The 13,488-nt window shown below is 49.5% G+C and carries 15 protein-coding genes and 1 riboswitch; of the genes, 2 read left to right on the forward strand and 13 right to left on the reverse strand.

The genetic code is table 11. The features are described 5' to 3' along the window. Positions 1–106 precede the first annotated feature (106 nt). A riboswitch (SAM riboswitch) is annotated at positions 107–236 on the reverse strand. A gap of 435 nt (positions 237–671) precedes the next feature. Beyond that, positions 672–1,607: a magnesium/cobalt transporter CorA gene (corA, locus tag J7E85_RS15630; RefSeq protein WP_076324508.1), complete on the forward strand. Its 936-nt coding sequence runs from the start codon at positions 672–674 to the stop codon at positions 1,605–1,607. A 90-nt stretch (positions 1,608–1,697) separates the two neighbouring features. Here corA and J7E85_RS15635 read toward each other — a convergent pair whose 3' ends face one another. The 13 genes from J7E85_RS15635 to J7E85_RS15695 all read right to left on the reverse strand — a co-directional run bounded on the left by J7E85_RS15635 (position 1,698) and on the right by J7E85_RS15695 (position 12,033). Next, entirely contained in the window at positions 1,698–2,723 is a 1,026-nt protein-coding gene (locus J7E85_RS15635; protein ID WP_215159376.1) for an HRDC domain-containing protein, read from the reverse strand. A 184-nt stretch (positions 2,724–2,907) separates the two neighbouring features. After that, positions 2,908–3,804 carry an ROK family protein gene (locus J7E85_RS15640; protein WP_215159249.1) on the reverse strand — a complete coding sequence of 299 codons (897 nt, stop codon included), beginning with the start codon at positions 3,802–3,804 and terminating at the stop codon, positions 2,908–2,910. Between the two features lie 94 nt (positions 3,805–3,898). After that, complete coding sequence (modB, locus tag J7E85_RS15645; RefSeq protein ID WP_353049504.1) at positions 3,899–4,582, reverse strand: molybdate ABC transporter permease subunit; 684 nt, start codon at positions 4,580–4,582, stop codon at positions 3,899–3,901. After that, on the reverse strand, positions 4,579–5,421 hold the full coding sequence (gene modA / locus J7E85_RS15650) for a molybdate ABC transporter substrate-binding protein (protein WP_215159251.1): 843 nt from the start codon (positions 5,419–5,421) through the stop codon (positions 4,579–4,581). The genes modB and modA overlap by 4 nt, the downstream gene beginning before the upstream one ends. Positions 5,422–5,423: 2 nt before the next feature. Then, positions 5,424–6,314 carry a 5'-3' exonuclease gene (locus J7E85_RS15655; RefSeq protein WP_483311321.1) on the reverse strand — a complete coding sequence of 297 codons (891 nt, stop codon included), beginning with the start codon at positions 6,312–6,314 and terminating at the stop codon, positions 5,424–5,426. Between the two features lie 427 nt (positions 6,315–6,741). Next, entirely contained in the window at positions 6,742–7,104 is a 363-nt protein-coding gene (locus tag J7E85_RS15660) for an arsenate reductase family protein (RefSeq protein WP_098748558.1), read from the reverse strand. 37 nt (positions 7,105–7,141) lie between these two features. Then, positions 7,142–8,158 carry an RluA family pseudouridine synthase gene (locus J7E85_RS15665; protein ID WP_215159255.1) on the reverse strand — a complete coding sequence of 339 codons (1,017 nt, stop codon included), beginning with the start codon at positions 8,156–8,158 and terminating at the stop codon, positions 7,142–7,144. A gap of 3 nt (positions 8,159–8,161) precedes the next feature. Next, positions 8,162–8,722 carry a cob(I)yrinic acid a,c-diamide adenosyltransferase gene (locus J7E85_RS15670; protein WP_076324515.1) on the reverse strand — a complete coding sequence of 187 codons (561 nt, stop codon included), beginning with the start codon at positions 8,720–8,722 and terminating at the stop codon, positions 8,162–8,164. Positions 8,723–9,074: 352 nt separating this feature from the next. After that, a complete protein-coding gene (locus J7E85_RS15675) occupies positions 9,075–9,338 on the reverse strand; it encodes an aspartyl-phosphate phosphatase Spo0E family protein (RefSeq protein ID WP_098748561.1) in 264 nt (87 codons plus the stop codon). A gap of 118 nt (positions 9,339–9,456) precedes the next feature. Next, entirely contained in the window at positions 9,457–10,662 is a 1,206-nt protein-coding gene (locus tag J7E85_RS15680; RefSeq protein WP_215159257.1) for an aminotransferase class I/II-fold pyridoxal phosphate-dependent enzyme, read from the reverse strand. Positions 10,663–10,676: 14 nt separating this feature from the next. After that, positions 10,677–11,177, reverse strand: a complete 501-nt coding sequence (locus J7E85_RS15685; RefSeq protein ID WP_076324518.1) for an Lrp/AsnC family transcriptional regulator — start codon at positions 11,175–11,177, stop codon at positions 10,677–10,679. A 177-nt stretch (positions 11,178–11,354) separates the two neighbouring features. Then, positions 11,355–11,750, reverse strand: a complete 396-nt coding sequence (locus J7E85_RS15690) for a spore coat protein (protein WP_215159259.1) — start codon at positions 11,748–11,750, stop codon at positions 11,355–11,357. A 46-nt stretch (positions 11,751–11,796) separates the two neighbouring features. Next, positions 11,797–12,033 carry a hypothetical protein gene (locus J7E85_RS15695; protein WP_083659766.1) on the reverse strand — a complete coding sequence of 79 codons (237 nt, stop codon included), beginning with the start codon at positions 12,031–12,033 and terminating at the stop codon, positions 11,797–11,799. 140 nt (positions 12,034–12,173) lie between these two features. On the opposite strand from J7E85_RS15695, the gene J7E85_RS15700 reads away from it, so the two are divergent. Further along, positions 12,174–13,400 carry an NAD(P)/FAD-dependent oxidoreductase gene (locus tag J7E85_RS15700; RefSeq protein ID WP_215159261.1) on the forward strand — a complete coding sequence of 409 codons (1,227 nt, stop codon included), beginning with the start codon at positions 12,174–12,176 and terminating at the stop codon, positions 13,398–13,400. Positions 13,401–13,488: the final 88 nt, after the last annotated feature.

Consider the following 13,488-nt stretch of genomic DNA (forward strand, 5'->3'; position numbering starts at 1 on the left):
ATGATACATCCATAAAAGCTGTGAGAAAGAGCGTTAGACTGTATAAACGCAAGAAAACCTTTCTCCAAGTAGAGAAAGGTCATCATATACGTATCACAATGCGCCTCTCTCATCTGTCAGTCTATACAACGGCTTCTAAGAAGCGTCGTATCTCCTGCAAGAATTAGCACCGTGCGATGTTGCCGCCGGTTGCCGGGTTTCATAGGGCTAGTCCCTCCACCTGCTCTTGATAAGATTTCGCTTTATTCAGTTGTCTTAAATTGTTCGTAATTGATACTTACTTTAAATCATTCCTAATTTTTCGTCAAGAACCTTTTCATAAGTCCGTCACACTTCACCGAAGGTTTCCATACCCTGTACAAATGACACTTGATTGCACCGGATTTCAACTTGAAAGGTCCTACACCCGGCGTTATACTAGACAAGTGCTGTTTAAAACCGAGTATGAAAGAGGTGACATGGAAGATGGACGGTGACCCGAGCCAGAAACTAGATCAAGACGCACAACCGCATAGGATTAAGATCAGTCTACCGGCAGAGGGCGGCGTTATTTTTCATGCGCTTTTATCGTATTCTAACCTTCCTTGAAATGCCCCTACACCGGTGGGCTGATATCCTGTGCCTTTACTGCTTAACCAAGCAGCTCGTATTTGACAAAGGAGTGATATCAGATGAAAATCCGGTTGGTCGATTCGGGCGTATTTACCCCTGTTGATGACATCGAAATGACGCTGACCCCTCCGGCCAGCGGCTTCTACTGGCTGGATGCGGACGAGGATGATTTAGCCGAACTGCAACCTCTCTTCTCCCTGCATGATCTTGCGGTTGAGGATTGCCTCAGCGAAGAAGAGCAGCGTCCCAAAATTGAAATATACGAGAACCACTATTTTATCGTCGTGAACAGCATCCGGTTTGACGACGAAGAGATTTTCCTTCGCGCTTTGAACGTTTTCTTGGGCAGGCATTTTATTATTACGATGACCAAGCAAAAAATCCACGAGCTTCGCTCGGTTAAGCCGCTTCTCTGGGAGGACGAAGTCAGCACGCCTGACCGCTTCCTCTATCTCTTGATCGACCTTGTCACGGACAACTATTTTTCCGTCGGGGACCGCATCGAGGCGCGGATTGAAAAGCTGGAGGAAGACATCCTGATGCATACCAAAAAATCCCACTTAAGCGAGATTATCGGTCTGCGAAGCGAGATTCTATGGTTGAAAAAAGTGCTCGGACCGCAGAAGGAAGTTATTAATACGCTCAACAAAAAAGATCTCCGGCTGATTGATGACCAACTGCAGAAATATTTTAGCGACATCTATGAAAATGCCGTGAAGATTTCCGAAACCTTCGAGACTTACCGGGATCTCATGGGGAACCTTCGAGAGGCTTACCAATCCAGTATCGCCAATCGGGCCAATGAAATCATGCGTGTGTTTACCGCTATCACAACCATCTTCATTCCACTGACGCTGATTACGGGCATCTACGGCATGAACTTTGACAATATGCCTGAGCTTCACTGGAAATACTCTTATTATGTGGTTCTAGGCATCATGGTTTTTGCCGGTGCTCTCATGTTTTATCTGTTCCGTAAAAAAGACTGGATATGAAATGTGCTGCCTCATCTACAGAACCATAGACAGAATCAGGACGGATCTCCTTGCCACGAGGAAATCCGTCCTGATTTTCGTTTATGCGGATTAGCTTGCGTTTGCTTTGCCAGACTCTTCCCGCCGGAAGCGAATCCGTATCAGGCGCAGCCGCTCATACAGCTTCTCCATTCCGCCAATGTCTTCTACCTCTCCATTCCGGGCTTGTCCTTCTCCATATACCCGTTGTAATACGGGTTTAAGAAACGTATCGCCCAGCTCTTCAAACGCCTTCCATACCGTTGCCTGCTCTGAAGCCGTCATCGTATTCAATTCAACCTCAAGCAGTTGCTCCGTATCATAACCTTCCTTCTCGAGCCCCTCCAATTCCTCAACCAAATCCCGACGAGATAACGAGGTGCGCTCTTCCAGCTGGGCCAGTGAAGCTCCCTCAGCTATCCCAATCAGCATCGTACGGCGGATTCGGAAGCGGTCGAGCTCTTGCTTGTATCGCTGCTCCTTCTGTTTATACAGCCAGGACAAGAACACCTCTTCCTGCAGCTGCTCGTAAACCCAATCCAGTGGAAAGGTTGTGGTTCGTTCGATTTTCGTCGTGATCTCCAGCCACTCCGCCCCATGCTCCGAAGCCTTGCTGACCCCGATTCCCGGAAGCTGCAGCAGCTCTTCCTCATTCTGGGGGATGAAGGCGCTAATCATACGCAGCACTCGATTGCTGGCAATGAAATAAGGCGCTTTTCTTCCGGAGGCCGCCTTTCTCCTGCGCCAGGCACACAGCTCCGTGTACAGCTCCTCCGAGCCATAAAGCTCACTATAGCACTGCAGCTTCTGAGCGCCGAGATTCTTGCCTCCAGTCTCTCCCGGTTCATGGAATCCCCCCTCAACTAGCGGCCGGAAGCCCTCTCCAAGCTTCTTCGCTAATTGATGTCGGTACACGCATAATAACTCATTCCATGAATTTCCCTCATACCACTCATCATCGGATACATCACCGTCTGGTTCCATGTTCCGCCAGCCAAGCCGCCATCCCCCCTCTTCCTCACCGATCCATACTTGAGCAGAACGGATGTGACCTGACTCATCCGCTCCGCTCATCTGATTCATGAACACAATTTGCATCCCTCGAATACCTCCCGCTTGCGCATTCAGCACAACGATGAAACAACGCAAAAAAGCACCTCTCCTCCGCCGCAGCGACAAAGAAAGGTGCTTCCCGTTCCATACGTTATACTGTTGAAATCATAATACCATAATCTGTAATAAAATCAACCTAATTTTGATTCACTCTATATAAGAAATAGGGTCAAGCTTGAACGCTCTTGGCCTCATCTACTGCCAGCTTGGCCAACGCCAATGCGCCGCAGAGACCCGCATTATCGCCGAGCATCGGCGGAACGATAAATTGATCAATCCCATCATGAAGGCTTGGATGCTGAACATATCCGGCCAGCAGCTCCTGAAGCTTCGTACGGATCAGCGGGAACAGCTGCTCCTGCTTCATAACGCCTCCGCCCATCACGATACGCTGCGGGGACAGAATAAGGACATAATTCATCAGCGCTTGAGCCAGATAATAAGCTTCCATCTCCCAAGCCGGATGATCCGGCGTCAATTCCACACCAGGAACTCCCCAACGTTTGCCAAGAGACGGTCCGGCAGCAAGCCCCTCCAGACAGTCTGCATGATAAGGGCATGTCCCTTCATACCGATCTTCCGGGTGGCGGCGCACATAAATATGCCCCATCTCCGGATGAGACAAGCCGTGAATCAATTCGCCAGCTACCACGGCGCCTGCTCCTACTCCCGTTCCGATGGTGATATACAGACAGCTATCCAGTCCCTGGGCAGCGCCCCATGTATATTCTCCAAGAGCGGCTCCGTTTACATCGGTATCAAATCCAATCGGAACATTAAAACGCTCTTCCAGTGCTTTGACAATATTGTAATTGCTCCAATGTGGCTTCGGTGTCGTAGTAATACAGCCATAAGTCGGGCTGCCCTTCACCGGATCAATCGGTCCGAAAGAACCGACTCCGATCGCCTCTATATCCTTATCAGCAAAAAAGTTAAAGACGTTTGCCATGGTTTCTTCAGGGGTTGTTGTCGGGAAGCTCACTCGCTCCACAACCGTTCCATCCTCCATACCCACGCCGCAAACGAACTTGGTTCCTCCTGCTTCAATTGCTCCAAGTAAACTCATGCTTCTTCCATCCTCTCCACGATGTGCTATGCCTTGTTCTCTATATAGTTGCTAACAAGCTCTATTCGAAGCATATGTAAACATTGTGCTCCAGTCAAGTCCGCCCGCCTCTTTCTCTGCTTCTGCCCGTTCCTGACGCGGCCAGCAACAGCCATGAGAACAAAATAATGACAGCCGTCCACGCCCACGCCAGTCCGCTCTCGCCATTGCTTACCGCAACGTAAATCGCCGTGGGCAGCGTTTGCGTAACGCCCGGTATATTGCCTGCAACCATCCAGGTTGCCCCAAATTCACCTAAACCTCTGGCAAAAGCCAGAATGAACGCCGAAATCCCCGCTCTGCGGACAAGCGGCAGCGTAATCCAGCGAAGCACCTGCCATTCGCCGGCCCCTGCCGATCGCGCCGAATCCTCAAGCTCCGGTTCCACGGACTCAAAGCCCACCCGCATGCTCTGATACACAAGCGGAAACGAGACGACAATAGCCGCTATGACCGCGGCCCCCCAACTGAAAATAATGGGCCTGGCAAACAGCCATTCGGCAGCTGCGCCAATCCAGCTGTTTCTGCCCAGCATGACAAGCAGAAGAAAGCCAACCACCGTAGGCGGAAGCACAAGCGGAAGCATCAGCAGCGTTTCAACCGCCGTCTTGCCGACAAACGAGCGCCTGGACATCCAGCGCGCTGCCGCTAATCCCAGTATAAATGCAATGATGCTGGACAGCAGTGATGTTTTTATCGACAGCCATACCGGCATCCAGAACATTTCGGTCGCAGTCACGGCGACGCCTCCGCTACCTCAAATCCAGCCTCCGTGAAGATATCCCTGATCTCGGGCTTCCGCATAAATTCGAGGAACGCCTCAGCCTCCTGCGGATGCTTGGCATTGCCCGGAATCGCTGCAGGATATTCGATCGGCTGGTGCTTGTCCGGGTCAACCTCAAGCGCAAGTGTTGCCTTGGCGGAACTCTTCAGATCGGTTTTGTACACAAAACCGGCATCCGCATTCCCCGACTCCACATAAGCGAGAACTTGCGTCACGTCCTTGGCATACACCGCCTTGGATTCGACATCTTCCCAAAGGCCTTCATTCTGAAGAGTCTCCTTCGCGTACTCCCCGGCCGGTACAGTATCCGGCTGCCCGATAGCCAGAACGCGTACTTCAGGTTTGAGCAGATCGGATAACTGCTTCACATTCTGTTTGCCAACAGGCTCAATCAGCACCAACGCATTTCGAAACATTAACTGAACCGCATCGGATGGTACGATCCCCTTCTCGACCAGACGATCCATCGGCTCCGTTGCCGCGGATACAAACAAATCTACAGGCGCCCCTTGCTCAAGCTGTTGTCCTAGAGAGCCCGAGCCGCCGAAATTATAACGCAGCGTAACATTCGGAAACTCTGCTTCAAATCGTCGTCCGGTCTCTTCCATGCTGGATTTGAGACTTGCTGCTGCCGAAACCATAACTTCAACCTTCTTTTCAGCAACTGCCGGCTGCTTAGAGGTTTCGGTTGAAGGAAGCTGATTGGAGGCACATGCGGATATAAGAAGCAGCATGGCCCCAAGCAGTAATCCGGTCAAGATTGATTTTCTACCGAAATCAAACTGTCTCCACATGACTAGGAAACCACCGCCACCCCAAAAAGATGGCCCAGGCTCTTCATCTCAAGCTCCTCCAGTTTGGTCAAGGCACGTTCGTGATCCACGCTCAAGCGGCATAGTTCCAGTTCGCATTCCATTGGAACCTCGCAATGGATTTCCGCCAAAGACCGGGACAGATGCAGCATTTCCAGATCTGCCTCGATCTTGGTGCGGACCCCCTTGGTCAGTGACTCAAGATTCGCAAGAATTCCCTCCACGGTTTCATACTCCTGAATCAGCTTGACCGCCGTTTTCTCGCCAATCCCACGTACGCCAGGATAATTATCGCTTGTATCTCCCATCAGGCCTTTCACATCGATAACCTGTTTTGGGGAAAGTCCTTTTTCGGCATACAGCGTTTCCGGGGTATAGTGCATATAATTGCCGTGTCCCTTTTTCATAATAATGACAGAAGTGGAATCGTTCACGAGCTGAAGCAGATCGTGGTCCCCCGACAGGATCATGACATTCATGCTATCCCCGTACCGTTTGGCCAGTGTCCCGATGCAATCATCGGCCTCATAGCCCACGACGCCCAGGTTCGGAATTCCCAGACATTCCGTCACATCACGAACCAACGAAAACTGTGGAACCAGATCATCCGGCGCTTCCGGACGATTGCCTTTATACGAGGCGAATTGCTCTGTACGAAATGTTTTCGAACCCATATCCCAGCAGCACGCTACATGGGTAGGCTGAAATTTATCGATAGCATCCCACATATACCGCAGGAAGCCGTAAATCGCGTTGGTCGGCACACCCGCTTTGGTTCGACGGATATAGCCGCTTGACGCGGTTGCATAGTAAGCACGAAATAATAAAGCCATCCCGTCTACAAGCATTAAGGATGGTTGTTGATTGGGTATCACAGTCATGATCGCTCCTAACTTTAACTTCTCTGATATAACCTTAAATATACCTTGTCATTATACCATATCCCTATATAGACTTGGGCTTGTCACAAGGTATTTCTTTGAATTTCCTATCATTGGCTGTTCCTAAGAAAAACGTCTATCGACGTACTTTCTCTGTAGACAGACCGCATATAGCGGAAGTTTTTCTTGCGAGATAAGGATACTAAGCCTGGGATGTTTATACTTTCTTATCTCTTAAAACGAAAGAGCATCCCGGCGGCCAAAAGACCTTGGGATGCTTGACACACCGGGGAACGTATCTACCTTTATCAGCAGGAAAATGTGTCTATGCCGGATCTTTGGCCTTCAACAACCGGAGGCCAATCAGCTCTTTCAATCGGCCTCAATTGGCCGTCATTGCCTCCTACCAAAAATAGCCATTCTACTTCTGCCATGACTCCTGATATTGTTCTGCTTTGAAGCCGACGGTCACTTTACTTCCGTCCGTCACGATTGGACGCTTAATCAATCTTCCGTTAGACGACAACAGTTGGATCTTCTCCTCATCGGAGAGTCCAGGCAGCTTGTCTTTCAGGTTCATTTCCTTGTAGACCTCGCCACTCGTATTGAAGAATTTCTTAAGCTCCAGGCCGCTCTTATCGATAAGGTCGGCTAATTCTTCCTTCTCTGGCGGTTGTTCAAAAATATTTTGAAGTTCCAGCTCATGTCCTTCGTTCTGCAGCCATTTGACCGCGTTACGGCATGTCCCGCATTTCGGATATTGATATACTTTCAGTTTGCTCATTCGATACATTCTCCTTCTCATGTTGTTTTGAAAATATTTAAGTCGCCTCTTGTGCAAGCATATTTCTCAGAGAGTTCATATCCTCAGGAAGCGGAGCTGTGAATACCATCGTGTTCCCCTCAATCGGGTGAATCAGCGTCAGGCTTGCTGCATGCAGCGCCTGCCTGCCCATATAGCGGTCCACCCTCATGATGGATGATACGACTTCCGGCTCTGCCGATCCCTCGTTCCCATAGGACGCAGCTTCCGTCCCATCTGATCGTAACTCCCGCTCACTGTATACCGGATGCCTATACATCTGATCCCCAATCAAGGGACAACCGATGCTAAGCATATGCACCCGAATTTGATGGGTCCGGCCCGTTTCCAGCTTCAATTCAACCAAGGATGCGGAATGATAGGTTTCGCATACCTGATACCGTGTCAATGAAGGATATCCGCCCGGGGTTACGATGCGGCGGTGGGGCTCTAACGGATCCCGATCAATCGGACCGTCAATATCGCCTGACGGCAAAGCAGGCTTGCCATGAACAAATGCAACATACCTCTTATCAACGGTACCTGCTATCATTTGTTCGGAAACATGCTGGTGAATATACGGATTCTTGGCCACCACCAACACGCCGGAAGTTTCCTGATCCAGCCTGTGAACCGCTCGGAACCGGTAATTCCAGCCCTTCTCCTGCCAGTAGTGAACAACGCCGTTAGCCAGTGTGTCCGTATAATGACCGTGCGTCGGATGCACAATAATCCCTGCCGGCTTGTTCAGAACAAGCAGATGCTCATCCTCGTACAGAATATGAAGGTCCATCGGCTGGGGCAGCATATCGTCCGAACGTTCCTGCTCCATCCGGATTTCGACCAGATCTCCCGCATGCACTTTCACGCTAATGTATACACGGGTCCCGTTCAGCATAATGCCCTGCTCGGTCAACTTGAGGCGCGAGAGCAGCTTGCGGGATACCCCCATTCGTTTTTGCAATATAGTCTTGAGCAGCATGCCGTCTTCGTGTGGGGACACGACATAGCTGATTGGCGGATAGTACAAACTCATGAATTACCGAAACACCTTTCCACTTCGCTCATATTCAACATCCGGAATCCCGGCGTGCACATTGGCTGCCCGCGCAGTCACAAAGAAATAGTCGGACAGTCGGTTCAAATACCGGCGGACCTCCGGATTGATTTCTGTGGTTCGCTGCAGCGAAACAGTTAACCGCTCGGCGCGGCGGCATACGGTCCGACATACATGAAGCAACGATGACAACGCGCTTCCGCCTGGCAAGATAAATCGTTCAAGCGGAGGGTTCTTCTCCTCGAATGCATCCAGCCATACCTCCAGATTATCCACTAGCTCGGCGCCTACCTTGAGTTTATCCTCGCGAGGTCTCGCATAGGCTAGATCCGAGCCGCAATCGAACAGTTCATGCTGGATTCGAACGAGTTGAAGATGCAGCTCCTCAAAGTCGGCTTCCTTGGCCAAAAATACAGCTTGACCGACAAAGCTGTTCAGTTCATCGATCGTGCCGTACGCTTCGATGCGCGGATCATCCTTGGGCACGCGACCGCCAATAATTGAAGTTTCCCCCGCATCTCCCGTTCTCGTATATACCTTCATCCCATCTTCCTCCATTTCAAAGTCGATCCTTATCGAACGAACACCATATTTCTTAAGATTATAGAATTTATAAGTTTTCAGCGAAGCTGAACAATTCTATAATCGCAAGAAAAACTTCTTTTAACCGCGGTCTGTCTTCTGAGAAAGTACGTCGATAGACGTTTTTCTTATTATGCTCAACTATAGCATAATTTCGGATAACGGTCCCTCTATGGCGGAATAAGCCCCAGGCCGGATCATGATTCCTTGGCGAGGTTCTATCATCATGGTGAAATCATTTAAACGCAAACAAGGCTGATCCTGGGGTCATTACACTCAGGAGCAACCTTGTTTTATTCAATCAAATCGTATTTTATAGTTTCTTTTTTGGATGAGCCTTCATATATTCGTTAATCTTCAAATCCAGCAAACTGCTGATCTCGATGACAATTTCCGACGTAAAGGACTGCTCTTCCAAAAAAATCTGTTCCATCTTCCGGCGAAGCATGTGAATTTCGTCTTCCAAGGTAATTTCCTGAGGAGTGGATTTGGCTGATTTAATTGACCATTTACCGTGATTATCGTCTTCAGCCGTATAGTCACCACGGTAGTTTGACAATTCATAATCACAAAACACTGGTGATCCCTCCTTGGAAAGTAAAATTCTGCCCACAAAATAAAATTATAACATATATTTTCCCAATGGAAAGTGAATTTTTTGTTAATTCAAGGAAAAAGTTCAACGAATTCCTTGTCTACTTTATTTTTTCCACAAAATTGCCCATTCTCTCCAAGGCCTCATTCAGCTGGGCAATGGATGTAGCATAAGAGCAGCGAATGAATCCGTCCCCGCCCAGACCGAATGCGGTGCCTGGCACGGCAGCCACCTTCGCCTCAGTCAGCAAGCGCTGGGCAAATTCTTCTGAGCCGAGTCCCGTTCGCTTGATACTCGGAAATGCGTAAAACGCTCCCTGTGGTTCGTGGCAATCCAAACCGATCTCGCGCAGCCCTTGAACCACCAGTCTGCGCCGCTGGTTATAGGATTCAACCATTCGATCCTTCTCCCCCATGCCGTTGCGCAATGCTTCGAGCGCGGCGACTTGCCCCATTGCGGGTGCACACATGACCGTATATTGGTGTATTTTCAGCATGGCGCCGATCAGATCGGCATGAGCACACACATACCCCATACGCCAACCGGTCATAGCAAACGCCTTCGAGAAGCCGCTCACCAGTATGGTGCGGTCCATCATGCCTGGCATCGAGGCAAAGCTGACATGTTTGCCTTCATATGTGAGCTCCGCATAGATTTCATCGGAGATCACAATCAGATCATGTTTTTCCACCACTTCTGCAATGGGCAGCCAATCCTCATAGGTCATGATGGCTCCCGTCGGATTGCTTGGGTAGCACAGGATTAGAATCTTCGATTTGGGCGTGATTTGCGCTTCAAGCGCCTCGGCCGTCAGTTTGAAATGATGCTCTGCCGTCGTTTCAATACCAACGGGCACCCCGCCACCGATTGAAGCAATCGGCGAGTAAGAAATGTAACACGGTTCGGGAATCAAAATTTCATCTCCGGGAACAATCAAGGCACGCAGCGCCAGATCAATCGCTTCACTGCCGCCTACGGTTACAATCATTTCATCGGCAGGATTATAGGTCACGTGGAAACTGTCATTCAAATATTCCGCGATCGCCTCCCGCAGTTCCGGCATACCGGCATTGGACGTATATCCTGTAAACCCGCGCTCCAATGAATACACGCAGGCTTCTCTTACATGCCAGGGAGTTACGAAATCAGGCTCACCGACACCAAGTGTAATAATATCCTTATTTCCACTGACGAGATCAAAAAATTTCCGGATTCCAGAGGGCTGAATGTCCCTGACCCTAGGCGCCAAATAAGAGCTCATCGATTTCCTGTTATTTTCTGCAAGCTGCTGTTCGTTCACAATCATAGCACACGCTTCCTTTACGGCGAGATCAGGAGACGATTGTCTTCTTGACGTTCTTCAAAAATAATCCCGTCTTGTTTATATTTTTTCAAAATAAAATTCGTTTTGGTCGATAATACAGAATCGATAGGTGACAGTTTCTCCGAAACAAAGTTGGCCACCTCACGCAAGTTTCTGCCTTCCACTTCAACCAGCAAGTCGTAGGCGCCAGACATAAGATAGACCGACTTCACCTGCGGGAATAAATAAATCCGCTCGGCAATTCCTTCAAAGCCTCTTCCGCGCTCAGGTGTAATTTGAACCTCGATCAGCGCCGTAACCTTCTCGTCTTCCATCTTGCCCCAGTTGACAACGGTCGCATACTTAACAATAACGTGATCTCGTTCAAGCTCCGCAATGGAGGTCTTTATTTCTTCCTCATCTACACCGAGTAGAGTAGAGAGTAGAGCCGGCGATCTTCTCGCGTCTTCTTTCAGCAGGTCAAGCACCTTCAGTTTCAATTCGCTAAGCTCTTCCATATACGTATCCTCCAGCACTTATTCCGAACAACCATTCTTCATGCATGATATTTCGGAACAGAGATTAATACTTATATTACAATAACTTACACGGGATGTGCAAAAAAAAATACCGATGCATCCCTGCAGCAACGGGCTGCGGGTGTCATCGGCTTATTGTTTGAGTTAACCATGGGATTATTGGGTTACATTATTAGATGTAGGCGCTACATTAGTGGTATGCGGCGCTACATTCGGATGATGCGCGAACGCGCCCATACCGGAAGTTTTTTGATTAACGGTTTCCCGCGTTTTTTGCTGGGACTGCTGCGCTTGCTTATACTGCTTGTCCACATCGTATTTCAATGCATGCCGAGGCGCGGTATACATGTTCTGCTGCTTCATCATATTAAAAAATTCACCTTGCAGCATCAGTGTATCCGCAGTCAGATCCGTAAACATTTGACGGACATCAGGACAAGAGGCTTCCGTTGTAGCTGTCGTATACTCTCGCACGACCCGTTTCAGTTCTCCCAGAATAGGGCTAAGCATATCCTCTTCGGGCAGGTATGAAGATCCATTAGGCGTTATCATAAGTCGTTCCTCCTTAACAATTATGCATCCTGTTCTATATCTCCTCTTATTGAGGCTGCGTCGGCGCGATATTGCTGTGAATCTGCAGTGAGTTAACCAATGTATCGAGATGCTGCTCATGGCGACTTACGAATCCCAGCAGCGCCTGCTGGATTGCAGGATTTTGACTAGCTGCGGCTGTCGCGGCACAATGCTTGGCCAGCATGGTCTCGTTGGAAATGCAATCCGCAATATAGTCCAGTTCTTTTGAGGTTAGAGGCTGTAATTGCTGATTAGGTATCATCTTTGTGTTTATTCCCCTTTCCAATTAGGTTGCACAGGGCTAGTATGCCACCTATATAAAAATCTATGTCTTGAGATGTCATTAAATATGAAAAGAACGTCCAAACTAATAACGATGTGACAATGAGGGGGTGAGGGACCATGTTACTGACCGGCGGAACAACGCCCTGGAAATATTTAAACACCGAACCTGTAAAAAGATACCCTGGTCTATCAGAACAGCTCAGCTGTGATGTGCTAATTGTCGGCGGCGGTATTAGCGGTGCGTTGATGGCCTATGTGCTGACCAAGCAAGGCGTGGACACCGTCCTGCTGGAGAAAAAACGCGTATGCGAAGGCAGCACATCCGCCAATTCGGGGCTGTTGCAATTCTCCAACGACTGCCCCCTATCTGATCTGATCCAACAATTTAACGATCAACGGGGCTCCTCCTTCTACATGATGTGCAAAAATGCTGTACGTCGGCTCACCGAAATCGCAAATCATCTGTCCAGGGATTCCGGCCTGATCCCGCGAAGCAGCCTCTACTATGCCAGTAACCCCCAAGATGTCGGCATGCTTCGCCATGAGTATGACTTGCTCAAACGCAAGGGATTCGATGTAGAGTACTGGAGCCGCGAGCATATGAAGGCTAACTTCCCGTTCTCAAAAGAAGCTGCCATCTATACTCACGGCGATGCCGAAGTCGATCCCTACCGTTTCGGGCATAATCTTCTTCAAGATGCCTGCGAGCACGGGCTGCGAATTTACGAAAATAGCGAAGTGAAGGAAACTCGGTATACCGACAGCGATGTCACCGTCTTAACCGATCAAGGAAGCGTCCTCGCCAGGAACGTGATCTGGGCCACCGGGTATAGCACCCAAGAATGGAAGCCTGATTATCAAGCGGAGCTGCTCAACACCTATGCCATCCTGACGGAGCCTGTATCCGATCTGTCTTCATGGTACGAGCGCGCATTCATATGGGAAACAAATCGCCCTTATCTCTATTTCCGGACAACGCCGGATCAACGAATCATAGCCGGAGGGCTGGATGAACCACTTCCTCCTTCAGGCAAACCAGAGGAATACGCTGAACCGAGAGGCCGGAGATTGCTATATGAAATCCAGCAACTGTTCCCCCATATGTCGGATTTGAAAATCGCTTGCAGTTGGGCCGGCGTGTTTGCCACAACCCAAGACGGCATCCCGTTGATCGGCAGACACCCGCAGTATCCGCACAGCTACTTTATCGAGGTGTATGGTGGAAACGGGACCGTTTACAGCATGATCGCTGCGGATCTGCTGGCCGAGACGATTGCAGGACGTGAGCCCGAAGAGCTGAAATGGTTCTCCCTGACACGGCCAATTGACCTGAAAATCACATAAAATAATTGAAGGTATCTCCTTATTGGCCATGGGGCCTTGGAGATACCTTTGCGTTGTAGGGGTTGCGCCGTAACGCTGTCTCTTGTTT

Source organism: Paenibacillus sp. ISL-20 (assembly GCF_018613005.1).
Classification (GTDB): domain Bacteria; phylum Bacillota; class Bacilli; order Paenibacillales; family Paenibacillaceae; genus Paenibacillus_AQ.

What these genes read in the sequence shown, in the direction of transcription:
- corA (WP_076324508.1), top strand. Translation starts at nt 672, where the DNA reads ATGAAAATCCGGTTGGTCGATTCGGGCGTATTTACCCCTGTTGATGAC.
- J7E85_RS15635 (WP_215159376.1), bottom strand. Translation starts at nt 2,723, where the DNA reads ATGCAAATTGTGTTCATGAATCAGATGAGCGGAGCGGATGAGTCAGGT.
- J7E85_RS15640 (WP_215159249.1), bottom strand. Translation starts at nt 3,804, where the DNA reads ATGAGTTTACTTGGAGCAATTGAAGCAGGAGGAACCAAGTTCGTTTGC.
- modA (WP_215159251.1), bottom strand. Translation starts at nt 5,421, where the DNA reads ATGTGGAGACAGTTTGATTTCGGTAGAAAATCAATCTTGACCGGATTA.
- J7E85_RS15660 (WP_098748558.1), bottom strand. Translation starts at nt 7,104, where the DNA reads ATGAGCAAACTGAAAGTATATCAATATCCGAAATGCGGGACATGCCGT.
- J7E85_RS15665 (WP_215159255.1), bottom strand. Translation starts at nt 8,158, where the DNA reads ATGAGTTTGTACTATCCGCCAATCAGCTATGTCGTGTCCCCACACGAA.
- J7E85_RS15670 (WP_076324515.1), bottom strand. Translation starts at nt 8,722, where the DNA reads ATGAAGGTATATACGAGAACGGGAGATGCGGGGGAAACTTCAATTATT.
- J7E85_RS15680 (WP_215159257.1), bottom strand. Translation starts at nt 10,662, where the DNA reads ATGATTGTGAACGAACAGCAGCTTGCAGAAAATAACAGGAAATCGATG.
- J7E85_RS15685 (WP_076324518.1), bottom strand. Translation starts at nt 11,177, where the DNA reads ATGGAAGAGCTTAGCGAATTGAAACTGAAGGTGCTTGACCTGCTGAAA.
- J7E85_RS15690 (WP_215159259.1), bottom strand. Translation starts at nt 11,750, where the DNA reads ATGATAACGCCTAATGGATCTTCATACCTGCCCGAAGAGGATATGCTT.
- J7E85_RS15695 (WP_083659766.1), bottom strand. Translation starts at nt 12,033, where the DNA reads ATGATACCTAATCAGCAATTACAGCCTCTAACCTCAAAAGAACTGGAC.
- J7E85_RS15700 (WP_215159261.1), top strand. Translation starts at nt 12,174, where the DNA reads ATGTTACTGACCGGCGGAACAACGCCCTGGAAATATTTAAACACCGAA.